Below are 22875 nucleotides of genomic sequence, written 5' to 3'. Positions count from 1 at the left end.
CCGTGTGGCGACCGACCGGCTCAGCCGTCGTGGCGGGGCGGGTTGGCGGAGGGGCGGATGAGGCCGGTCTCGTAGGCGAAGACGACCGCCTGAACGCGGTCTCGCAGTTCCAGCTTGGCGAGGATCCGGCCGACGTGCGTCTTGACGGTCGCCTCGGAGAGGACCAGCCGGGCCGCGATCTCGGCGTTCGACAGCCCGGCGGCGAGCTCTCCGAGCACGTCGCGCTCCCGGTCGGTGAGCCGGTCCAGCCGGTCGGCTCCGGCGGTCGCGCGGGCGCCGCCGCGGCCCGCGGCGCCACTGGGCCCAGTGCCGGGACCGCTGTTCGACGAGGCGTCCGGGTCTGGCAGATGATGCGCGAAGGCGTCGAGAAGGCGCCGGGTGACGTTGGGAGCGACGACGGCGTCGCCTGCGGCGATCGTGCGGATCGCGGCGAGCAGGTCGGCCGGGGGCACATCCTTGAGCAGGAAGCCGCTTGCCCCGGCGCGCAGGCCGGCCAGCACGTACTGGTCGAGGTCGAACGTCGTCAGGATCAGCACCCGGGATGACCCGCCGGCGGCGGCGATCCGCCTCGTCGCCTCGATTCCGTCGACACCGGGCATCCGAACGTCCATCACCACGACGTCGGGAGCAAGCTCGCTGGCGAGCAGCGCGGCGGCGGCGCCGTCGCCGGCCTCGCCGACGACCTTCAGATCGGGCTGTGACTCGATCACCATACGGAATCCCATCCGCAGCAGCGGCTGGTCGTCCACGAGCAGCACACTGATCGTCATGGGCGGGGGGCTCCCTCAGGAGGTCGGCTCGCCGGGGTCCTCGGCGGTGTGGTGACGACCGCCCGCGCCGGAGGCACTCCAGACGCGCGGTCGGTGGCCCCGGCGGTCGCGGCCGATGGTGATCCCGCCGGCGCGAGGACGCGCGCGGCCACCCGCCACCCGCCAGCGCCGGGGCCGGCGACCAGGGAGCCACCGTGCAGGCTGGCGCGTTCCCGCATTCCCGCGATCCCCCGGCCGGGCGACCTCGGCGCCTGGCCGTGGGTCCCGGATTGGTCCGAGGCGGCGTCGGGAGTCGGCCCGGTGTTGGTGATCTCGATGTCGACACCGGCGGGCGTGAAACTCAGCCGAACCACTGCGTTCGCCCGTGGCCCGGCGTGCTTGAGGATGTTGGTCAGAGACTCCTGAACGATCCGGAAGACCGTCAGCTCGGCGGCGGCGGGCAGTTCACGGCGCTGGCCGATGACGAGGAACCCGACTGTCGGCCCCGCGTGGCGGACCTGCTCGATCAGCCGGTTGAGGTCGGCGATCCGTGGCTGGGGGGCCATGGCCGGCTCATCCGGAGCCGTCCCGCCGTCCAGGCCTGGTACGGCGGAATCGTGCCAATCGGCGACGGCCATCTCGCCAGTTGGCCAGCCGACGACCTCGTTGCCGCCGGGCACGCCCGCGATGCCCCGACCAGCGTCATCTGGCGTGGGCTGGGCAAGGCTGTTGTCGTCGCGAAGGCCGGTGTCCTCCCGCAGAACACCCAGCAGGCTGCGCATCTGCGCGAGCGCCTCCCGGCCGGTGGCCGACACGGACTCGACCGCCTTGGCCGCGCGCCGCACCCGCTCGTCATCCGGGCCCGGCGCCGCCACGACCGCCGTCGTGACCTCTGACCCCTCGACGGGGGGCGCAGCCGTGGCACCCGCGCCGGCGAGCAGGTCACGCAGTGTGTAGCCGGCGCCGTCAGCTAGCGCGATCATGACGGAAAGGTTATGCGCCACGATGTCGTGCATCTCGCGCGCGATCCTGGACCGTTCCCCAGCCGCTGCCAGCCGCGCCTGCTGGTCGCGTTCGCGCTCGGCCCGGTTGGCGCGGTCGGTGATCGAGGCGACGTAGGCCCGCCGGGTGTTCGCGTTCACGCCGAGCACGCCCGCCGCGACCGCGGCCGGCAGGAAGACGAGTGCCACCGCGACCCGGTCGACCTCACGGACATGAGGCAACCTGACGCAGAACCAGAGGATCCAGGCGGTGACGGACGCGGCTGCGGCTGTGGTGACCCGCCGCGAACACCATTTCGCGACCGTGTAGAACTCGATGAGCAGCGAGGTGAACGTGCCGAATGACGGCACCCAGAGCAGGATCTGCGTCAGCGATACGAGGGCGCAGACGACGAAGGTCCCGAGCGGGTAGCTGCGTCGCAGGCACAGGGGAGCCGTGGCCGCGACGGTGAGCAGCAGGATCGCGGCGGCCATCCCTCGCGGCGGGTGGGCCAACGGCACCAGCGCCAGGACGCAGACCGTGAGTGCCAGGCCCGAGTCGACGAGCACGGGGTGGGTGCGCAGCACTGTCCCGGTCCTGCTGTGCCGCATCCGGCCGAAGACCACACCGGGAACGTCCGGGGGTTCCTGCCGCACCACCAGCGCGGTCAGCCCGGCCCGGCCGCGGCGCCAGTGGCCGAACGATTCCATAGGACCCATCGTGACGCCTTCGGGCTCGGTGGGGCGGTTTGGCGGGACTGACCGGTCCGGTGGCGCCTGGCGCCACCGGACCGGTCCCGGACGATCCGCGCGGGCCCGTCAGACGTCGCGCCGGGCGAGGACGACGGCGGCGGCAGCCAGTCCGACGACCGTGTAAAGGCACATCACGATGGCGCAGAGCCCCGGGGAGAGCTGATGGGTGACGCTGGGCGGACTGGTCGACGCCATGCCCTCGCCGAGAAGGGTCGGCAGGAAGCGCGCCGCTGACTGCCAGCTCTCCGGTAGTAGCCCGAACAGGATCGGCAGCCCCAGCAGGACGCCGAGCAGTGCCGAAACCGCGCCGGCCGTGTGCCGCAGCAGCGCGCCCAGGGCCAGTCCCAGCAGGCCGACGAGGGCCAGGTATCCGGTGGCGCCGAGCACCGCGCGGGCCGCTCCGGGGCTGCCGAGCGTGGCTCCGACACCGTGTTGGGACAGCGGAATCTGACCGATGAGGAACGTGACCAGCGCGGCCACCAGCATGAGCACGAAGGACGTCACGCCGAACACGGCCACCTTGGCCCACAGCACCGGTAGCCGCTTCGGAACCAGGCCAAGCGTGGCCCGGATCATCCCGGTGGCGTATTCGCCGCTCATCGTCAGCACCCCAAGCACGCCGATGGGGATCTGCGCGAGCAACAGACCGCCCAACGACTGGAACACCGGGTCCTGGGTTCTGGACTGGACCTCGGCCGGAGTCCAGTGGTGCGAGGCATGCAGGCAGAGGGGTATGCCGAGGCCGATGAGCAGCAGGGCAGCGGAGCCCAGGGTCCAGCCGGTCGAACGCAGGGACTGCAGCTTGACCCATTCCGAGCGCACGACGCGCAGTTGCGTGACGTCTCCCGTTCCCACGCCGAGGCGGGCGTCCGCGATCGTTGTGGTGTTCATCGGTTCCCTCCAGGGGCCGCCGGCGCTGCGGTAGCGAACTCGACCGAGTCGCGCGTGATGTCCATGAACGCGTCCTCCAACGAGGCGAGGCGCGGGCTTAGCTCGTAGAGCGTGATTCCGTGTGCGCGGGCCAGGTGGCCAATGCGTTCCACCGGTAGGCCCGCGACCTCGATCGAGTCGGAAATCGTCGGGCGTGCCTGGACGCCCCCGAACCCGACGACTGCCGGGTCTCCGGCGGTGGAAGGCGAGAAAGTGACGGTTGCGCCCGCCTGGGCCAGAAGCTCGGCAAATTCCGCCGCCTGTGGGGAGCGGACGTGGACTCGGCTGCTGGAAGCGGCGCGGACGAACTGCTCGATCGTCGTCTCCTGGATCAGCCGGCCTCGGCCGATCACGACCAGATGAGTCGCGGTCAGGGCCATCTCGCTCATCAGGTGCGACGAGATCAGGATGGCCCGTCCCTCGGTGGCCAGTCCGCGGAGCAGGTCCCGAATCCAGCGAATTCCCTCGGGGTCGAGCCCGTTGACCGGTTCGTCGAGGACCAGCGTCGACGGGTCCGCAAGCAGCGCGGAGGCGATCCCGAGCCGCTGGCCCATGCCGAGCGAGAAGCCGCCGGCCCGCTTGCGGGCCACCTCGCGCAGGCCGACCAGATCGATGACCTCGTCGACCCGGCGGGCGGAGACGCCGTGGGTATGGGCGAGCGCCAGGAGGTGGTTGCGCGCGTTGCGACCGGAGTGGATGGACCGCGCCTCCAGCAATGCGCCGACGTGCCGCGCCGGTGCCCGCAGCTCGCGGTACGGCCGTCCGTCAACGAGCGCGATGCCGGTGGTCGGCCGATCCAGACCGAGAATCATGCGCATCGTCGTCGACTTGCCCGCGCCGTTCGGGCCCAGGAAACCGGTGACGACGCCAGGCCGGACCGTGAAAGAAAGATCGTCGACGGCGACCTTGCGGCCATAGCGTTTGGCGAGCCCCTGCACCTCGATCATCGGTGCACCTCGATCATCGGAACCTCACGTCCGTCGTCTTCCGGGCCGGTCGCATCCCTGGTGGCGGACCGACTGTTGACGATGCAGAACGTTAGGGATCTCCGCGCCTGCCGCCGACGCCCGTGAGGCCGATCTTTGCTCGCCCTGTGATCCCTCTGAGGTCGTAGGACGTACGCCTTGAGGGGTAGCCGGTCCGTGCGGGGCCCGGCGCTGATCGGGTAAAGTGCGGCCTGCGCAGCGACGACCCGAGGAGGTGAGACCCATCAACGTCCGGTCAGGGTGGGTGCTCTCGTTCCGGGGCCGCGCGGCCGACCAGCGGCGACGGTGACCGCAGGGCTCCGCCGAGAAGGCAATTTGCCCGCTTCGTCCACAGGGCGGTTCGACCGAACACCCTGGCCCGATCCCGCAGCAGCGTCAGTGATCGAGAGATCGCCCGCTGCACCTCGACGGGTCGCCGAACCGGGACAAATCGCGAGCGTGCCGGAGCCCTGACGGTGACCGCGAGAGCCCCGTTTCGAAAGAGGTTCCTGATGTCGCTTTCCCCCGCGTCTCCCTTTTCTTCGGCACCGCATTCCCTGTCAGTTCCGGCCCAGCGTTCGCGGGAAATCCTGGTCGCCAGACTGCGGGCGGCGGGCTGCGTCTTCGCTGAGGATGAGGCCGCGCTCCTGCTCGCCGCGGCCGACGAACCGGCCGAACTGGAACGGCTGGCCAGCCGGCGGGTGGCCGGCATTCCGCTGGAGCACGTCCTCGGCTGGGCCGAGTTCCACGGGCAGCGGATCCTCGTCGAGGACGGCGTCTTCGTGCCGCGGCGCCGCACCGAGTTCCTCGTCGACCTCGCGGCCGGGCGCTGGCTCACCGACCGGGCCGCGGATGTGGCGCCGCGGGCGGCCGTCGTGGTCGATCTGTGCTGCGGCTCCGGGGCCCTTGGCGTGGTCGTCGCGGGCCTGCTGCGTTCGACCGGCGTGGAACTGCACGCGGCCGACATCGATCCCGCCGCGGTGCGCTGTGCCCGGCGAAACGTCGCCCCCTTCGGCGGGCACGGCTATGAGGGCGATCTTTACGCGGCCTTGCCGGTGAGCCTCCGGGGCCGTGTCGATCTCCTCCTCGTGAACGCCCCGTATGTGCCCACCGCGGCGATCGGCCTGCTTCCGCCGGAGGCCCGGGAGCATGAGGCACTGGTAGCGCTCGACGGGGGTTGCGACGGGCTGGCCGTGCTCCGCCGCGTCATTGGCGGTGCGATCGACTGGCTGGCTTTAAGCGGACGCCTGCTGGTCGAGTCCAGCGAAGCGCAGGCGTCGGAGCTGGCCGCGACCGTTGCCGGCGCCGGTTTGGCCTACGAGGCGGTTCATTCCGAGGAGCACGACGTCACCGTCGTCATCGCGACGAGGCCGGCTCATCCCCACGACGCCGAGCGGGCGCCTGGAACGTGATGTAGGCCGGTGCGGCTTGACCTGGTATGCCCCCGGTGGGTTGTATCGGCCAACGTGACATGGCGCAGGCGCGGCACTCCGGTCTCGCCCACACTCGTTCCCCGCACAGGCTCGGGAGGCGGTGGTGTGTCCCGGGACGAGATCCGGCTGACCGGGGTTACCCGGAGCTTCGGCGACGTCGTCGCGGTCGGGCGGGTCGATCTCGCCGTGCCACGCGGACGCCGGGTCGCGGTCGTGGGGCCCAGTGGCTGCGGGAAGTCGACGATTCTCGGCCTGATCAGTGGTCTTGACGAGCCGGACCAAGGTCTCGTCGACGTTCTCGGAGCGACGGACCCGATGGGCCGGCTGGCCCGGTGCGCCTGGATGCCGCAGCAGGACCTGCTGCTGCCGTGGCGGTCGGCGCTGGCGAACGCCGCGGTCTCGCTGGAGAACCGGGGGATCTCGCGGCGCGAGGCCCGAGCAGCCGTCCGGCCGCTGTTCGCCCGGTTCGGGCTCGCCGGGTTCGAGGACCGTCGGCCACCAGAGCTTTCCGGTGGCATGCGGCAGCGGGTCGCCTTCCTGCGGACGTTCGTCGCCGGAAAGGAGGTCCTGCTGCTGGACGAGCCGTTCGGCGCGCTCGACGCGATCACCCGGGCAGAGGCGCAGGACTGGCTGCGGGCCACCCTCGAGGCCGAGCCGCGCACCGTCGTGCTCGTCACCCATGACGTCGAGGAAGCACTCCTGCTCGGCCACGAGGTCGTCGTCCTGACCGGCGGGCCAGGCCGGGTAGCGGCCAGGTACGCCGTCGACCTGCCCACCGCCGCCACCCGCCGCGAACTGCTCGCCACCCCCGAGTTCGTGCTGTTGCGCGACCAGGTGCTCGTGGCTCTCGAACATCGGCCTTCGGCGTCGGAGACGCCCCGGGAAGCGGGCGCCGATGCCAGCCCCGGCTCGGTGCGACGGGCGAAGGGCTGATCGATGGCATCGAAGGCAGCAACGGCGGTCCAGAGCGGGAAACCGACGGCTGGGCGCGCGGGAAGGCTCGTCCGGCGGTACGGCCCGGCCGCGGTCGTCCTGATGGCGATCCTGGCTGCCTGGGAGCTGGCCACCGCCGTGTTCGGCGTCGAGGACTACATCCTGCCGGCGCCGAGCGCAGTCATCCGAGCGCTGGTCAACCGCTGGAGCGGCACGTTGGCGAGCGCCACGTGGGTGACCCTGACCGAGGTGCTAACCGGGTTCGCGATCGCGGTGGCCACCGGGCTGGTCGTCGCGTCCGGTCTGCATTTCTCGCGGATCGCCCGGGCGGCGCTGTATCCCTGGCTGATCGGCTCGCAGACCGTGCCCGTTGTCGTGATCGCCCCGGTTCTCGCGATCATCTTCGGCTACACCCTGACGCCGAAGCTGATCCTGGTGGCGCTGCTCTGCTTCTTTCCCATCGTGGTCGCGACATTGGACGGGTTGGCGGCCGTGGACCCGGACCTGACCAGGCTGATGCGCACCCTCTATGGCACCCGTTGGACGATCTTCCGGCGGGTGGAGCTGCCGGCCGCGCTTCCGTCCATGTTCACCGGGCTGCGGCTGTCGGCGGCGTATGCGGCGACCGCCGCCGTCTTCGGCGAGTACTCCGGTTCCTCCGACGGCCTTGGCCATGTGATGCGCCAGGCCGTTCCGCAGTTGCAGAGCGCGCTGGTCTTCGCCGCGATCGGCCTGCTCTCCGCGATGTCTGTCGCCTTGTTCGTGCTGGTCACCGTCCTGGAGCGGTTGCTGGTCGGCTGGGCTCACCAAAGGAAGAAGGTCCGATGAGAGCTCACCGATCTCGCCCGCTGACCGGCTTGGGTGCCGCTTCGGCGCTGATGGCGGGCGTAGTCGTCCTGACGGCCTGCGGCGGTGGCGCCAAGTCGTCCGACGCGGCTGCCAGCGCCCAGACCCGTAAGACGACCGTGCTGCTGGACTGGGACCCCAACCCGGACCATGTCGCCCTCTATTCGGCCCGCGCGGCCGGCTACTTCAAGGACGCTGGCCTCGACGTCACGCTCCAGTCGCCGTCCGACCCGTCCGACCCCACCAAGCTCGTCAGCACCGGAAAAATTGACCTCGGTATCTCCTACGAGCCGGAGACCATCATCGCCGGTTCACAAGGCCTCGACGTCGTCTCCGTGGGGGCGCTGGTCCCCACCGCGCTGACCTCGGTCATCGCGACGGACAAGTCGCGCGTGCACTCCATCCCGGACCTGGCCGGCGCCCGCGTCGCGACGGCGGGCCTCGCCACTCAGGACGCGTTCCTCAAGACGATCCTCGCCCAGAACCACGTCGATGAAGGGTCGGTGAAGAAGGTCGACGTCGGCCAGGACCTGATCGCCGCGATGGTGACCGGCAACGTCGACGCGACCCTGGGCGGCTTCCGGAACGTCGAAGCGGTCCAACTCGCCGCCCAAGGGCTGAAGCCGACGGTCATCCCCGTCACCGCCGCGGGAGTCCCGAACTATGACGAACTCGTCGTCATCGCCAAGGCGAGCCGGCTGAAGTCGGACCCCGCCTACCAGAAGCTGGTGCGCGACTTCCTGGCCGCTCTGGCCAAGGGCAACGCGAACGTTCTGGCCGACCCCGCGAGCGCCACCGCGACGATCGCCAAGGTCGCCGAGGGCTACGACCCGGCGGTCCTGCCCAAGATGGTCGACGCGACCGTTCCCCTGCTGCGCAACCCCGCCGGCTTCGGCCAGGAGGATCCGGTCGCCTGGCAGTCCTTCGCGGACTGGATGTCCGCCCAGGGCCTCATCGACAAGCCGGTGAAGGCCGCCGACGTCGTCACCAACAGCTATCTGCCGGCTGCCTGACCGGCGCCCCTCGGGACGCCCCGGCCCGCTTTGAGCGGCAGGGCAGGGGCGTCCCCGGTGGCGGCGATGTCGCGCGGGTCAGCCGGTGCTGCCGGCCATCCGGCAGCGTGGGTCGTTCGGCGCGATCGCGACCGAGCCGTACGCGCTGTCGGAATGGAACACGACGTAGACCATGTTCGGCCCGTCGCATTTGGCGGAGACGTTGCTGAAGCCGTCCGGCATGTTGATGAGCCGGGCGGGCCTGTCGTCGTGGCTGGAGACCGGCGCGTCGCGGCCCGGTTCCCGGGCCTTCTGGGAGCACCCGGTCGCCGTGGTCGCGAGTGCGGCCACCGCGAGAAGCGATGCGACGGCCATGCGGATCCTCATGGGTCTTTCCCCTTATCCAGCTCGTTCACGGTGCTCGCCCAGTCTGGCGAGAACCCGAACGCCGGATCCGGTTTTGTCCCGATTGCGACATGGCAATCCCTGCGTCGACGGGACGTACCCGGAACGCTGACGGCCTCGTTGTCTCGAAGCTGACCGCTCAATGGCCCTTGGAAGCCGGCCCGGCCGGTCAGCCGACGGTGCGTGCCGGTTTACCGGAACCTAGCCGGCCGTAATGTCGTCGTATCCGCCGAGAACGAGGCGGGTGACGTCCTCCAACTGGCGGACGAGATCGGGAAAGGTGAGGCGGCCGGCCGTCCAGGCGACCAGCCCGGACGCGAGCGTCGCATTGATCGCGATCGTCGCGGGGCGGGCCACCTCCGGCGGCACGTCGTTCATCAGGGCCGCCATCACGGTCCGGTTGTCGTCGGCGAGACCGGCGAGCTCCTCGCTCGCGAACGGGTCGCTCGCCACCTCGACGTGGGTGACGAGCCGGGCGAAGTTCGGGTGGCGCTGAAAGGCCCGGAGCTCCCGGTGCAGAAAGCTGACGACGCGGGTACAGGCCCCGGCGGACGGCACCGTGCCGGGGCCGGAGTTGCTTCTGCTGTGGTCACGGGAGACCTCGCCGCGTACCCGGTCGGTGAGCCGGCGGTGCCAGTCGGCCCAGGCCGCGGCCAGCAGGTGGTCCTTCGAGGAGAAGTAGCGGTAGGCCGTCCCGAGGGCGACGCCTGAACGCTCGGCGACGTCGCGCATCTGGAGCTGGTCCGGCGGCACCTGGTCGATCATCTCGATCACCGCGTCGGTCAGCCGCCGGCGCCGCGCGAGCTGCGCGGCCGTCATCGTGCTCACTGGCTGCGGCAGCGTCTCCTCTTTCGCCACCTTCCCAGGCTACCTGGAAGCGGGTTTCCATTCCCTTCGGCCGGGCCACCGGACGCTATGGCGGCGCCCGGCGCATGGCAGTTGCGAGTCTCAGGTCACACTCGAAACGCTGTTCTAGCGACTGGCTGGGCGCGGCTCGACCGGTCTCGCGACCGGAGGGCCGTCAGCCGCGCGGGAGGCCGAGAACTCGTTCGGAGATGACGTTGAGCTGGATTTCGATGGTGCCGCCGCCGATGAGGTGCGGCGGGATGCTCAGATACTGGTGGACGGCGGCCGCCGCCGGCCCGTCGGCACTCGCGGCCGCCGGGCCGAACCAGCGCAGGACACGCGTCCCCACGTCGGTGTTCAGGAAACTCGCCGCGACCTTCGCGACGCTGGCCTCGGCGCCCGGCCGCAGGCCGGAAAGGGTGCGCAGCGTCGAGCGCAACGACATCGCCGACAGCGCGAACGCCTGGGCGTACACGGCGCCGATGTCGCGCCGCACGTCGCCGGGCTCGGTGGCCAGCTCACCGGAGGCCGCGAGCGCGGGCAGGTCCATCCGCAGCTCACGCAGGCCGCCCATCGCTACGCGTTCGTTGCCGAGGGTCGTGCGGGCCAGCGCCCAGCCCTTGCCCGGCTCACCGACGATCCGGTCGTCGGGCACGAGGACGTCGTTGAAGAAGACCTCGTTGAACAGGTAGTTGCCGTTTGCCTCGCGCAGCGGGCGAACCTCGATGCCAGGCGTTCTCATGTCGACCAGGAAATACGAGATGCCGCGGTGCTTGGGGACGTCCGGACTGGTCCTGGCCAGGCAGATGCCATAGTCCGCCCGGTCGGCCATCGAGTTCCAGACCTTCTGGCCGTTCAGCCGCCAGCCGCCCTCGGCCTTCTCCGCCCTGGTGGACAGCGCCGCGAGGTCGGAGCCGGCCCCCGGCTCGCTGAACAGCTGACACCAGGTGATCTCGCCGCGCAGCGTCGCCGGCACCAGCGTCGCCTTCTGCTCCTCCGTGCCGTGCGCGAGGATCGTCGGCATCGCCCATTCACCGATGACGGTTCTCGGCTGGACGACGCCGGTCCGCTCGTACTCCTGCTGGATGACGAGCTGCTCCAGCGGCGTGGCCGCGATGCCATAAGGGCGCGGATAGTGCGGAAGAACCAGCCCCTCGTCGGCCAGCCGGCGCTGTCGGTCGGCCGCGGGAAGTTCCGCCACGTCGCTGAGCACGGAGGCGATCCGGGCCCGGAACGCCGGGTCCTCGTCCGGCAGGTCGAGAGTGAAGTCGCGGGTCAGCCCGGAGCCGTCGGACTGCTGCGCGATTTCTCGCGGGGGCACGCCGATCAGCTCGCCGAGCCGGTGCTCGAAGGCCGAGACGGGGCCGGCCAGGCTTTCGAGCGCCATCGCTCGCCGCCAGTACAGGTGGGTGTCGTGTTCCCACGTGTAACCAATGCCGCCCAGCAGGGTGACGGTCTCCAGACCCAGCTCGGTGGCGCCCGCGAGGCACAGAATGGCCGCCTCGGCGGCGGCGAGAGCGAGCTGCTCGTCGCCCTGCTCGACGGCCCGGGCCGCGTCCCAGGCGGCGGCCGACATCGTCTCGACCCGGACCAGCATCCGCGCGCACCGATGCTTGATGGCCTGGAACGAGCCGATGACCTGGCCGAACTGCTCGCGGACCTTGACGTACTCCACACCGGTGGTGAGCAGCCACCGGGCGACGCCGACGGCCTCGGCGGCGAAGAGGACGACCGCGAGCGTGCGCGCGGAGCCGGTGTCGAGGGCGACCGCCTGTTCGACGTCCACGCGGACGCCGTCGAGCCGGATCCGGGCGACCCCGCGGGTCAGGTCGACGGCGGTGGCGGCCTCGGTCCGCAGCCCGGGCGCGTCCGGGTCGGTGACGAACCACAGCTCGCCGCCGTCGAGCCGGGCCCCGAGCAGGAGCAGCTCGGCGCCGGCCGCGCCGAGCACCGGGACGCTCGTTCCGGTCACCGTGTAGCCGCCGTCGCGGGCCGGTGTCGCGCGCAGCCCGGTGGCGGCCAGGGCGCTGGCCCCGCGCGTCCCGGCGGCGAGTCCCGGCAGGTGCCGCTTGCGCAGGTCGTCGCCGCCGTGGCGGGCCAGCAGGGCGCTGGTCAGCACCGTCGGGAGCAGGTGCCCGGGCACCAGGCCGCGGGCGGTCTCCTCCAGCGCGACCGCCAGCTCCACGTAGCCGGCGCCGGCCCCGGCGAACTCCTCGGGCAGGTGCAGCGAGGTCAGTCCCAGCTCCACCAGCCCGTCCCAGCACGGAAAGGGTTTGCCGGCCGCGTACTGATCGAGCTCGGCGCGGGTCGCGGTGGACGGGGCATGGCGGGCGACGAAACCCCGCACGGAGGCGGCGAGCGCGGAATGCTCCTCCGTCAGGCCAATCGACATGGCGACTCCTCGGGATCTCGGCGTTCGGACGCCCGGGTTTCGCCGTCGGCGGTGGCCGCGGCGCCTGGCCCGAGCGGAAGGGAAAAAGCCAGTTGGAGACGGCGCGGCTTACCCGTCGAGCTTGAGGACCTTGCGGGCGTTCTCGTGCAGGAACTTCGGCCACACGTGGTCGCGGAACGGCACGGTCGGCATGTCCGTCATGATCCGTTCGAGCGTGAGGCCCATCGGGAAGTACCCGGCGTAGAGAATCTTGTCGGCCCCGCGGGTGTTCGCGAAGTCGATGATCGCCTTCGGGTAGTACTTGGGTCTGAAGGCGGACGTCGAGTAGTACAGGTTCGGCCACTTGAGCAGCAGCTTCACGGCCAGGTCGGTCCACGGCTCGCAGCCGTGCCGGGTGACGAAGACGAGGTCGGGGAAGTCGAACATGACCTGGTCGATCAGCTCGACCCGCTGTGGCTCGAGCTTCAGCCGCGGCCCGGGGACGCCGGCGCAGCAGAACACCGCGATGCCCAGCTCCACGCACTTCGCGTACGCCGGGTACATCTTCTCGTCATTGATCGCGACCTGCGGGAAGGTTCCGGACGGGAAGGCCCCGACCGCCCGGATGCCGTACTCCTCGTAGTCCCGGACGATGGCGCGAACGGTGCCCATGACGTCGTTCGGGTCGTTGATGTTGCCACTCGGCACGAACCGGTCGGGGAACTTCTTCAGCGCGACACGGGCGGACTCGCCGGCGCAGCCGGTCAGGCCCTTCTCGACGCCGAACCGGTCCATCTCGTGCAGCGTGACGCTCACCGGGTCGTCGGTCGGCAGGTCGTGCGGGACGTTCTTGAACATGTACTCGGCCGGGAAGGCGAACTCCTTGGACTCGGCGTCCTTGAGCTGCCGGCGGATGAAGTCGTACTGCGAGGTGCCGGGCTGCGGAAAGCCGATCATCGTGTCGATGATCGGGACTCCGGTGGGGAACGCCATCTCACATCCTCGTCGACAGGTGCCAGGCCGTGGCGTGGGCCGGCGGCCACGGTCGAGTCCGGCCGGGCGGGCCCGACTCACCGGCCGGTTCCCGGACGCCGCGACTGCCCCTGCTCTCGCCCCAGCCCCGTCCAGCCTGGGCCCAGTCTGAAATTGCGTTTCATGACAGTCAAGGGTTGCCGTACAGGCAGGCGTCGTCGGAGCGAAATCGTGTTCTACTGGTGAGTTCGGCGCGCGGCAGGCGAAGACGCCACGGGCCCGACCGCTGGTGTCGCGGCCGGGCCCGTGGGCGCTGGGATCGGCCCGTTGGCCGTCCGGTCGGGTCAGTAGGCGCGGGCGACCAGGCAGACGAGGTCGTCGATGTCATCCGTGCCGGTGGGGTAGGTGCCGTCGGGGTTCTGGATGCAGCGCACGGTCAGGGACTCGGCGGCGAGGCGGGCCTCGCCCTCGTCGCCGACCAGGCGCCAGGGCAGCCGGGCGAAGCCGGTGGCAGCCGCTTCGATCGCGTCCGCGAGCGAGGTGACATCGGCGGTCCGGGAGTCGCGCAGAGCGAGCGCCTGCTGGTAGAGGCCGGACTGGACGTCGTCGAGCAGCGCCGGGACGCGGGCCGCCGCCTCGGCGAGCGGGACGGTGACCTTCTCCCCGGTGTCGCGGCGGGCCAGGGTGACGTTGCCGACCGCCAGGTCGCGCGGACCGGCCTCGACGCGGACCGGCACGCCCTTGAGCTCCCAGTCGGTGACCCGGCGGCCGAACGACAGCCCCGGCCGGGCGTCCAGCGCGACCCGCACCCCGGCGGCCTTCAGCGCGTCGAGGACCTGGGTGGCGGCCGCCACGACCTTCTCGTCGTCGCGGACCGGCAGGACGACGACCTGGGTCGGGGCCAGCCGCGGCGGGACGCGCAGGCCCGCGTCGTCGCCGTGGGCCATGATCAGGCCGCCGACCATCCGGGTCGACGAGCCCCACGAGGTCGTCCAGGCCAGGTGACGGGCGCCGTCGGCACCGAGGTAGTCGATGTCGAAGGCACGGGCGAAGTTCTGGCCGAGCTCGTGGCTGGTGGCCATCTGCAGCGCCTTGCCGTCGCCCATCATGCCCTCGCAGGTGAGGGTGTTGATCGCGCCGGCGAAGCGCTCCTTGCGGGTCTTGCGCCCGACGAAGACGGGCATGGCCAGCACGGAGACCATGAAGTCCTGGTAGACCTCCAGTGCGATCCGCCGGGCGTAGGCGGCGGCGTCGGCCTGGTCGGCGTGTGCGGTGTGGCCCTCCTGCCAGAGGAACTCGCTGGTGCGCAGGAAAAGCCGCGGCCGCAGCTCCCAGCGGACGACGTTCGCCCACTGGTTGAGCAGCAGCGGCAGATCGCGGTAGCTCTGGGTCCACTTCGCCATGTACTCGCCGATGACCGTCTCACTGGTCGGCCGGACGACGACCGGCTCCTCCAGCTCCTTGCCACCGCCATGGGTGACGACCGCGAGCTCCGGGCTGAACCCCTCGACGTGCTCGGCCTCCCGGCGTAGGTAGCTCTCCGGGATGAACAGCGGGAAGTACGCGTTGACGGCGCCGGCCGCCTTGATCCGGGCGTCGACGTCGGCCTGCATCCGCTCCCAGAGCGAGTAGCCGTACGGTCGGATCACCATCGACCCCCGGACCGGACCGTTGTCGGCCAGCTCGGCCTTGGCGATCACGTCCTGGTACCAGCGGGGGAAGTCGTCGGAACGAAGCGTCAGTACGGCCACGCGTCCACGATATTGCCCACACCAGCCGTCCGAGCGATTGCCCTGCGTGCCTGGGGCAACCGGAGGAGCGCGGCCCCGCGGCGTCAGGCCCGGTCGTCGTCCTGGTCTGGGTATTTCCCGGGCCCGGGTACGCCGGCGCCGGCGGCCCAGAGCGCCGCGCCGGTGGCAAGGCCGACCGGCTCGTGGAACACGAGCGCGACGTCGCCGGCGCCGCGGTGGCCGACGAGGGCCGCGGCCGGGGGCATCAGGATCATCGCCGCGGTGACGTCGGCGGCGGTCGCGCCGGGCGAGATCAGGAGCCGGTGCTCGACGGCGTTCCCCTCGCGAGCTGTCCGCACCACGGCGAGCGAGCGCGGCAGCTCGGCCAGGTGGCTCGGCTCGGGGTCCAGCTCCTCGATGTCGTCTCCGTTCTTGAGGTCACCGGCGCCGGCGGCGGTGTCGTTCATCAATGTCTCCTTTGCCTGCGGGCGCCGGCCCCGTGCTCGGTCACCGCGCGGCCGCGGCCGGTCCGGCGCCGCCGGGCCGCGCCGGTCCCCGGTCCGGGCCCGCGCCCTGCGGGGGAGTCCCGGGGCGCGGATCCGACCGCGGGGCGAGGCGTCGTGGCGGTGCCGGTCGGAGTCGTCATCGCCTCCATGACCAGCGGCTACAAGACGCATGCTGTCAGCTACAACGACCTTGCTCGACAGCAATCAACCATGATCGGTGATCGGTGAAGGGCGAACTCGGGGCGATTGGGGCGCTGGGCAGCGCTCTGCCCACGTCGGTTGCGTTGCGTAGCTGTTCAACCGCCGCCCGGTGTGTCTCTGGAAAAGCGGGCTGGCGGTCCGTCCCGCGCGGGCGGCTGCCCCCGAACCGGCGTCGCGGGCGGCCAGCGTGGGCTGCTCGACCGCCGCAGGCCGGGCCGTGCGGGGTGGCGGTCGAGGCGCTCAACGTAGTCGATCAGTGGTCCGACCGTAGGTGAACAAAACCGTTCGGTTACCGTTCGTAGTCGATTTTGCGATCGACTGGCCGTCTTGCCGATGGATCAGCGCATACGGGTAGGTGTTCCAGTGTGTGTCTGGTTTGTGTTCGGGTTTGTTCATTCTGGGTTCATCGTGGCCCGCTTCGATGTTCCACCGGTGGTCCGGATCGGACTGCTGGGGGCAGGTGCCTTCGGGCGCCATTCAGAAGGGCTACTCGTGAAGGTAGGCAAGCGTCAGTCCGCCGCTGCCGGCATCGCCGTCGCGGCGCTGCTCGGGGTCGCGGCTTGTGGCTCGGACAACAACAGCGACAACGCCAGCGGCTCGACTCCGTCGGCCGCCGGCACGTCGGCCGCGACGATCAGCTGCGCCACCGGGAGCGTCAGCGGCTCGGGTTCGTCGGCGCAGAAGAACGCCATGGACCAGTGGGTCAAGGACTACACGGCGAAGTGCTCCGGCGCGCAGATCCAGTACGCGTCGGTCGGCTCCGGCGCGGGCCGTAACGCCTTCATCGCCAAGCAGGTCGACTTCGCTGGCTCCGACTCGGCGCTCGCGGACCCGCAGAAGGCCCAGGCGGACGCCGTCTGCACCGGCGGCTCGGCCATCGACATCCCGACCGTCGCCGGCCCGATCACCCTGATCTACAACCTGTCCGGCGTCTCGACGCTGAAGCTGTCGCCGTCGCTGGTCGCCAAGATCTTCTCCGGCACGATCACCAAGTGGGACGACCCGGCGATCAAGGCCGAGAACAGCGGCGTCTCCCTGCCCAGCACCCCGATCCAGGCCATCCACCGGTCGGACAGCTCGGGCACCACCGACAACTTCTCGAAGTTCATGCACGGTGCGGCTCCGGCTGACTACCCGACCGACCACAGCTCGGACTGGAAGGCCCCGGGCGGCCAGGGCGCCAAGGGCAGCGACGGCGTCACCTCCGTCGTGAAGTCGACCGCGGGCGCCATCGGCTACGTCGAGCAGTCCTACGCGGACAACGCGGGCCTGCCGACCGCCGAGATCAAGAACGCGAACGGCGAGTACGTCAAGCCCAGCACGGCCGCGGCGTCGAAGGGCCTGTCGAGCGCCACGGTGGCCGACGGCAACGACCTCAAGGTCACCTTCGACTACTCGGCCAAGGTCGCCGGCGCGTACCCGATCTACCTGATCTCCTACGAGATCGTCTGCACCGCGGGTCAGGACCCGGCGAAGGCCGGCCTGGTGAAGTCCTTCCTCACCTACGCCACCTCCGACGCGGGCCAGTCCTCGATCGTCGACGTGGGCTACGCTCCGCTCCCCTCCTCGCTGGCCACCAAGGTCCGCGGGGTCATCGCCACCCTCCCGTAACACCGAACCAAGCGGCTCCCTGAAGGCGCGGGTTCGTCTCGCGTCGATGGTTGTCCGTCCGGCCGCGGCCGGGGTGTCCGCACCCCGGTCGCGGCCGGGCACATTGGTCGGCCTCGGCCGACCGCCCGCGTGGACCAGGCCGCCCAGCGCGGCCGGAGCCATCTCCGCCCGGGCCGGCCTGGCCGGCCCGGGCGGACCGGGCGGACCGGGGAGACGATGGGCTGGACCCGGTGAACTCGGCCGAGAACGGGTCGATCCAGCCACCTGACTAGGAGGGGACGATGACGACAGAGCCGGCCATCGAGCCGGGCGGTCCTGCTGGGCCGGGGGGGCCTGAAGGCATCGAGCCACATCCTCCCATCACACCCGAGGGCGGCAAGGCGAAGGTCAGCCTCGCCGACTCGCTGTTCAAGAACCTGACCCGGGCCTGCGGCGTTGGGCTGCTAGTTCTCATCGCAGCCATCGCCGTTTTTCTCGTTGTGCAGGCCACCGGCGCGCTGGGCGCGAACAAGGGCGACTTCTTCACCACGAAGACCTGGAACCCGAACGACATCCCGCCGGTCTTCGGCATCGCCGCGCTGCTGTCCGGAACGGTCATCACCGCGGCCATCGCGATGCTCCTCGCCGTGCCGGTGGGGGTCGGCATCGCGCTCTGCATCACGAACTACGCGCCGCGCCGGGTCGCCGACCCGATCGCCTACGTTGTGGACCTGCTCGCCGCGGTGCCCAGCGTCGTCTACGGGCTGTGGGGCCTGGTCATCCTCGTGCCACACATGGTCGGCGTCGAGTCCTGGATGAACCAGTACCTGCTCTGGTTCCCCTGGCCCGAGCTCGCCGGCGCGATCATCGGCTTCGTCGTCCAGCGTCTCGTGGGCCGCGGGACCTCCGGCTCGTTCGCCACGACGGGCGGCGTCCTCGGCCTCCTCGTCGGCATCGTCGCCGGCATCGCCAAGGCGCCGGACAACATCGGCATCTTCAACACGCACGGTGCGGGCACCGTCGGCCGAGGCATCTTCGTCGCCAGCGTGGTGCTGGCCGTGATGATCCTTCCCACGATCGCCGCCATCTCGCGTGAGGTGTTCCGGCAGGTGCCGACGGCTCACAAGGAGGCGGCGCTCGCCCTTGGTGCCACCCGCTGGGAGATGATCCGTACCGCGGTGCTGCCCTACGGCCAGCCCGGCGTGATCAGCGGTGCGATGCTCGGCCTCGGCCGCGCGATGGGCGAGACGATCGCGGTCGCCCTGGTGCTGCCCGCATCGTTCAACATCCCGTGGCGCGTCCTGACGCCGGCCGGAAACACGATCGCCGCGAACATCGCGAACGCGTACGGCGAGGCGAACGACAACGGTCGCGGCGCCCTGATCGCCTCCGGTCTGGTGCTGTTCATCGTCACCATGATCGTCAACATGGCGGCTCGCGCGGTCATCGCCCGGCGCGCCGAGTTCTCCGGGAGCGCCACGTGACCACTGCGACCGCAGAGGCGCCGGCCGGCGCCCCGTCCGACGACCATCTGCACCTCAAGGGCAACCAGCTTCCGGCGTACGTGCTGCCGGCGGTCGCCGTCGGCGCGATCGCCGTCGCCCTGGTGCTGTACTTCGCCACGTCGATCCAGGGCAAGGTCCAGACCGGGCTGATCGCGATTCTGCTCTACGGGATCGGTCAGACGATCGCCTCCACTCTGGTGGAGGGCGGCCGCCGCGCCGTCGACCGGTTCGCGCGGACCATCATCTTCGGCACCCTGCTGCTGGCGCTCGTCCCGCTGGTCGCGGTTCTGGTCCAGGTGCTCGTCAAGGGCGCCAGCCGGCTGGACATCAGCTTCCTCACCCACTCGATGGCGGGGATCAGTGCCCGTGACGCCGGCGGTGGGGTCTACGCGGCGCTGATCGGAACGCTCGAGCAGATCGGCCTTGCCAGCCTGATCTCCATCCCGTTCGGCGTGCTCGTCGCGGTCTACCTGGTCGAGTACGGCCGGCGGAACCGGCTGAGCCGGACGATCAGCTTCTTCGTCGACGTGCTGACCGGCCTGCCGTCAATCGTCGCCGGCCTGTTCATCTTCGCCTTCTACATCCTGCTGCTGCACCAGCACCAGACGGGATTCGCGGGCTCGCTCGCCCTGGTCATCCTGATGATCCCGACGGTGGTCCGCTCGACCGAGGAAATGCTCAAGCTCGTCCCGAACGAGCTGCGTGAGGCGAGCTTCGCCCTCGGGATCGAGCGGTGGCGGACGATTATGAAGGTCGTCATCCCGACCGCCCTGCCCGGCATTGTGACCGGCGTCATGCTGGCCATCTCCCGGGTGGCCGGCGAGACGGCGCCGCTGCTCCTTACGATCTTCGGCAACGACTACATCAACTCCAACCCGTTCGTGGGTCACCAGTCGTCGCTGCCGATCTTCATCTTCACCGAGGCCACCAAGCCGCAGGCGTCCGCGATTGCCCGTGCCTGGGCCGGCGCGCTCACGCTGATCATCCTGATCATGCTGCTCAACCTCATCGCCCGGCTCGTGTCGCGCCGGGCCAAGGCCTGACGGGCCGGGGAATGCTCAGCCCGATTCCTTCCCGGACCCAACCCGAACTCACCGTCGTGTCGAGCGAGCCCCGGCGGCTCAGGTAGCAGAGGTAGCAATGGCGACCCGAATCGATATCCAGGGCATCGACATCTTCTACGGCAAGTTCAAGGCCGTGTCGCAGGTCGCGCTCACCATCGAGCCGAAGAACGTCACCGCGTTCATCGGCCCGTCCGGCTGCGGCAAGTCGACCGTGCTGCGCACCCTGAACCGGATGCACGAGGTCATCCCGGGCGCTCGCGTCGAGGGCAAGGTCCTGCTCGACGGCGAGGACCTGTACGGCCCCGGGGTCGACCCGGTGAACGTGCGTCGCCGGGTCGGCATGGTCTTCCAGCGGCCGAACCCGTTCCCGACCATGTCGATCTACGAGAACGTGATCGCCGGGCTGAAGCTCAACGGCGTCCGCAAGAAGGCGCTGCTCGACGAGCGGGTCGAGGAGTCGCTGCGCGGCGCGAACCTCTGGGACGAGGTCAAGGACCGCCTCGGCCGGCCGGGCGCCGGCCTTTCGGGCGGCCAGCAGCAACGGCTGTGCATCGCGCGCGCCATCGCGGTCGAGCCCGAGGTGCTGCTCATGGACGAGCCGTGCTCCGCGCTCGACCCGATCTCGACCCTCGCGATCGAGGACCTCATCCAGAAGCTGAAGAACAGCTACACGATCGTGATCGTCACCCACAACATGCAGCAGGCGTCCCGGGTGAGCGACGCGACCGCGTTCTTCTCGCTGGAGGCGACCGGCCAGCCCGGCAAGCTGATCGAGTACGACAAGACCACCAAGATCTTCAGCAACCCGACGGAGAAGCGGACCGAGGACTACATCTCCGGACGGTTCGGCTGAGCATGCCCCTGCCCGTCGAGGCGGGAGCACCCGATGCGCCGCCCGCCGCGGCTTCGGCCGCGGCGACGGCGGTGGTGCTCGTCGCCGACGCGGAGGTGGACGACACCCTCGTCGCCGCCTTCGCCGCCCGGGGTGCCGAGGTCCGGGTCGTCGGCGACGGTGCTCTCGCGCTGCTGGAGGCCGGACGGCTGGTTCCCTCCGTCGTCCTCGTCGGCGCGAACCTGCCGGTGCTCGACGGTATCGGGGTCGTCCGGGCGCTGCGGGCGATGCGGGGCCGCGGCGAGGTGACCATCCTGCTCGGCCTCGGGCCGGACGACCTCGCCCAGGCCGCCGACGGCCTGGAGGCCGGCGCGAGTGCCTGCGTCGCCAAGCCCTATCTCGTCGCCGAGGTGCTCGCGTTGGCCGGCCTGCCGGCGGACGGTCTTGCTACGGCGCGCGGTGCTGCGGATGCTTCGGCCCTGGGACCGGGCCGGCCTCGACCGGCCGCACAGGCCGGCGGCTGGGCCGGCGTCCCGGTGGGGGAGACCGACCCGGAGGTGCTGCGGGTGGGTGCGGTGTCGCTCGACATCGGCGCTCACCAGGTGCGGGTCGACGGGACGCCGGTGGCCGTGCCGCCGCGGGAGTTCCGGTTGCTGCGCGTGCTGCTGGAGCGGGCCGGCCGGGTGGTGCCCCGGGAAAGCCTGCTGGAGCTAGTCTGGGGCACCTCCCAGATGGACTCCAACACCCTCGCCGTGCACGTCCGCAGGCTGCGCCGCCGGCTCGGTGACACGGCCGAGACGCCGTGGTCCATCGAGAGCGTCCGCGGCGTCGGCTACCGCTACCATGTCCCGGCATCCTGACGGCCTCGGCCGGGGCGGGCTACCGAGCCGAACCGGCTGGGGTGCCGCCGGGAAGGGCGAAGACACCGGGGGCGAGGGCCACGGCGAGGCCGTCGTCGAGCAGGCCGCGCAGCGCCCGGTCGCGCTGGACCGGCTCGTCCCAGACAGCGTCCAGCAACGTGGCGTCGACTGGGCCGTCGGCGTCCCGCAGCACGGCGAGCAGCCGGCCGCGAACCTGGCGGTCGGTGCCGGCGTAGCCTTGCGGCTTGCGGGCCGGGCCGTCGGCCGGAGGGCTGCCGGCCAGCAGCCAGGCGCAACGCTTCCGGACCGGGCAGCCCGAGCACCGCGGCGCCCGTGCGACGCAGACCAGCGCGCCGAGCTCCATGAACGCGGCGCTGGCCCGGGCCGCCGTCTCCGCGTCGGCCGGCAGCAGGTCCTCGACGAGGTCCAGATCCTTCCGGCTGACGGCCACCGGCCCTTCGGCCCGGCCCTCGATGGCCCGAGCGACCAGGCGGCGGACGTTTACGTCGATGACGGGTTGCCGCTGCCGGAAGGCGAAGGCAGTCACCGCCCGCGCGGTGTAGGTGCCTATGCCGGGCAGAGCGAGCAGATCGTCGAGGTTGTCCGGGACAGCGCCCCCATGGCGCTCGACGATGGCCGTGGCCGCCTGGTGCAGCCTTAGCGCCCGACGCGGGTAGCCGAGCCGGCCCCACATCCGTACGGCCTCGCCCGACGGCTCGGCGGCGAGCGCGGCCGGATCGGGCCACCTGGCGAGCCAGGCCTCATAGGCCGGCAGTACCCGGTTCACCGGCGTCTGCTGCAGCATGACCTCGCTGACCAGCACCGCCCACGGCCCAGCCTCCGGCCGCCGCCACGGAAGCTCCCGGGCCACCAGCCCGAACCACTCCAGCACCGGCTCGGCGAATGGCTGGTCGCCGACGGCCGCTGCGCGCACGATGCCGGTCGCACCGGCGGCGTCGACCCCGACGACGTCCGCGGCTGGCGGGTGCGCGGCGGCTGCCGGGGTGCGTGCGTCCTGATTGCGATCCATCGTTGACCATCGTGCCAGTACGGCCCCGGCCGGCTAGCAGGCCGTTGCTGCGCCGGCCTGCCGGACCTCAGCGCCGTGGCCGCGAGCTCACCGACCCTGACGGTCACGGAGGCTAGTCGGCGTAGCGCCGACGCAGCTCCGGCGCTTGCCAGCATCGTGAACGCGGCGCCGGCGCAGAAATCCAGGATTCGCCGGCCGTCGGTCTCGTCGTCAAGAGACCGTAGATCCACGAGAACGATACCTCGCTCGCGGAGGGCCTCGCCGACGAGCCGGGCGTCGTTGTAGCGGCGGACGACGACTACCTCGGGCTCATCAGGCGTCGCACTGCTGGTGCGCGTCATGGCGCAATCGTCGGTTTCGCACTGCTTGCCGCGCTGCAATG

General features: G+C 70.9%; 21 protein-coding genes. 9 read left to right on the top strand and 12 right to left on the bottom strand.

All coding sequences use genetic code 11. The features are described 5' to 3' along the window. Positions 1–20: 20 nt before the first annotated feature. From FRADC12_RS11450 to FRADC12_RS11435, 4 genes are all read right to left on the bottom strand, one after another. A complete protein-coding gene (locus FRADC12_RS11450; protein ID WP_045876637.1) occupies positions 21–770 on the bottom strand; it encodes a response regulator in 750 nt (249 codons plus the stop codon). Next, positions 767–2440: a sensor histidine kinase gene (locus FRADC12_RS11445; RefSeq protein ID WP_232303737.1), complete on the bottom strand. Its 1674-nt coding sequence runs from the start codon at positions 2438–2440 to the stop codon at positions 767–769. Before FRADC12_RS11445 ends, FRADC12_RS11450 begins: the two co-directional genes overlap by 4 nt. 108 nt (positions 2441–2548) lie before the next feature. After that, positions 2549–3373 carry an ABC transporter permease gene (locus tag FRADC12_RS11440; RefSeq protein WP_045876635.1) on the bottom strand — a complete coding sequence of 275 codons (825 nt, stop codon included), beginning with the start codon at positions 3371–3373 and terminating at the stop codon, positions 2549–2551. Further along, complete coding sequence (locus FRADC12_RS11435) at positions 3370–4359, bottom strand: ATP-binding cassette domain-containing protein (RefSeq protein WP_045876634.1); 990 nt, start codon at positions 4357–4359, stop codon at positions 3370–3372. Before FRADC12_RS11435 ends, FRADC12_RS11440 begins: the two co-directional genes overlap by 4 nt. 530 nt (positions 4360–4889) lie before the next feature. On the opposite strand from FRADC12_RS11435, the gene FRADC12_RS11430 reads away from it, so the two are divergent. The 4 genes from FRADC12_RS11430 (at position 4890) to FRADC12_RS11415 (ending at position 8602) form a co-directional block, all read left to right on the top strand. Beyond that, positions 4890–5789, top strand: a complete 900-nt coding sequence (locus tag FRADC12_RS11430) for a putative protein N(5)-glutamine methyltransferase (protein ID WP_045876633.1) — start codon at positions 4890–4892, stop codon at positions 5787–5789. Between the two features lie 126 nt (positions 5790–5915). Beyond that, positions 5916–6743: an ABC transporter ATP-binding protein gene (locus FRADC12_RS11425; protein ID WP_045876632.1), complete on the top strand. Its 828-nt coding sequence runs from the start codon at positions 5916–5918 to the stop codon at positions 6741–6743. A gap of 3 nt (positions 6744–6746) precedes the next feature. Continuing rightward, entirely contained in the window at positions 6747–7571 is an 825-nt protein-coding gene (locus FRADC12_RS11420) for an ABC transporter permease (RefSeq protein WP_052710852.1), read from the top strand. Further along, positions 7568–8602 carry an ABC transporter substrate-binding protein gene (locus FRADC12_RS11415; protein ID WP_045876631.1) on the top strand — a complete coding sequence of 345 codons (1035 nt, stop codon included), beginning with the start codon at positions 7568–7570 and terminating at the stop codon, positions 8600–8602. Before FRADC12_RS11420 ends, FRADC12_RS11415 begins: the two co-directional genes overlap by 4 nt. Positions 8603–8680: 78 nt before the next feature. Here FRADC12_RS11415 and FRADC12_RS11410 read toward each other — a convergent pair whose 3' ends face one another. The 6 genes from FRADC12_RS11410 to FRADC12_RS11385 all read right to left on the bottom strand — a co-directional run bounded on the left by FRADC12_RS11410 (position 8681) and on the right by FRADC12_RS11385 (position 15372). Next, on the bottom strand, positions 8681–8956 hold the full coding sequence (locus FRADC12_RS11410) for a hypothetical protein (protein ID WP_232303736.1): 276 nt from the start codon (positions 8954–8956) through the stop codon (positions 8681–8683). A 231-nt stretch (positions 8957–9187) separates the two neighbouring features. Then, positions 9188–9844: a TetR family transcriptional regulator gene (locus tag FRADC12_RS11405; protein WP_052710851.1), complete on the bottom strand. Its 657-nt coding sequence runs from the start codon at positions 9842–9844 to the stop codon at positions 9188–9190. Between the two features lie 163 nt (positions 9845–10007). Beyond that, a complete protein-coding gene (locus FRADC12_RS11400) occupies positions 10008–12224 on the bottom strand; it encodes an acyl-CoA dehydrogenase family protein (RefSeq protein ID WP_045876628.1) in 2217 nt (738 codons plus the stop codon). A gap of 108 nt (positions 12225–12332) precedes the next feature. Then, on the bottom strand, positions 12333–13196 hold the full coding sequence (locus FRADC12_RS11395; RefSeq protein ID WP_045876627.1) for an amidohydrolase family protein: 864 nt from the start codon (positions 13194–13196) through the stop codon (positions 12333–12335). A 323-nt stretch (positions 13197–13519) separates the two neighbouring features. Continuing rightward, on the bottom strand, positions 13520–14926 hold the full coding sequence (gene proS, locus FRADC12_RS11390; protein WP_045876626.1) for a proline--tRNA ligase: 1407 nt from the start codon (positions 14924–14926) through the stop codon (positions 13520–13522). A gap of 83 nt (positions 14927–15009) precedes the next feature. Then, positions 15010–15372, bottom strand: coding sequence for a hypothetical protein (locus tag FRADC12_RS11385; protein ID WP_084010597.1), 363 nt, complete (start codon positions 15370–15372; stop codon positions 15010–15012). 732 nt (positions 15373–16104) lie between these two features. Here FRADC12_RS11385 and pstS point away from each other — a divergent pair. The 5 genes from pstS (at position 16105) to FRADC12_RS11360 (ending at position 21463) form a co-directional block, all read left to right on the top strand. Then, complete coding sequence (gene pstS, locus FRADC12_RS11380; protein WP_045876625.1) at positions 16105–17223, top strand: phosphate ABC transporter substrate-binding protein PstS; 1119 nt, start codon at positions 16105–16107, stop codon at positions 17221–17223. 281 nt (positions 17224–17504) lie between these two features. Beyond that, a complete protein-coding gene (locus tag FRADC12_RS11375) occupies positions 17505–18686 on the top strand; it encodes a PstC family ABC transporter permease (protein ID WP_045876624.1) in 1182 nt (393 codons plus the stop codon). Beyond that, entirely contained in the window at positions 18683–19750 is a 1068-nt protein-coding gene (gene pstA / locus FRADC12_RS11370; RefSeq protein WP_045876623.1) for a phosphate ABC transporter permease PstA, read from the top strand. The genes FRADC12_RS11375 and pstA overlap by 4 nt, the downstream gene beginning before the upstream one ends. Before the next feature lie 97 nt (positions 19751–19847). Then, positions 19848–20624, top strand: coding sequence for a phosphate ABC transporter ATP-binding protein PstB (gene pstB, locus FRADC12_RS11365; RefSeq protein WP_045876622.1), 777 nt, complete (start codon positions 19848–19850; stop codon positions 20622–20624). Between the two features lie 2 nt (positions 20625–20626). Then, a complete protein-coding gene (locus FRADC12_RS11360; protein WP_052710850.1) occupies positions 20627–21463 on the top strand; it encodes a response regulator transcription factor in 837 nt (278 codons plus the stop codon). Between the two features lie 19 nt (positions 21464–21482). Here the strand turns inward: FRADC12_RS11360 and FRADC12_RS11355 are convergent, their stop codons facing one another. Both FRADC12_RS11355 and sepF read right to left on the bottom strand, forming a co-directional pair. Further along, complete coding sequence (locus FRADC12_RS11355; RefSeq protein WP_502685306.1) at positions 21483–22334, bottom strand: HhH-GPD family protein; 852 nt, start codon at positions 22332–22334, stop codon at positions 21483–21485. Beyond that, positions 22247–22834 (bottom strand): cell division protein SepF, encoded by a 588-nt coding sequence (sepF, locus tag FRADC12_RS34865; RefSeq protein WP_084010596.1) that lies wholly within the window; start codon positions 22832–22834, stop codon positions 22247–22249. Before sepF ends, FRADC12_RS11355 begins: the two co-directional genes overlap by 88 nt. Positions 22835–22875 lie beyond the last annotated feature (41 nt).

Source organism: Pseudofrankia sp. DC12 (assembly GCF_000966285.1).
Lineage (GTDB): Bacteria > Actinomycetota > Actinomycetes > Frankiales > Frankiaceae > Pseudofrankia.
Note: the sequence above shows the minus strand (reverse complement) of the source record. Positions and strands in the feature narration are given on the sequence as shown.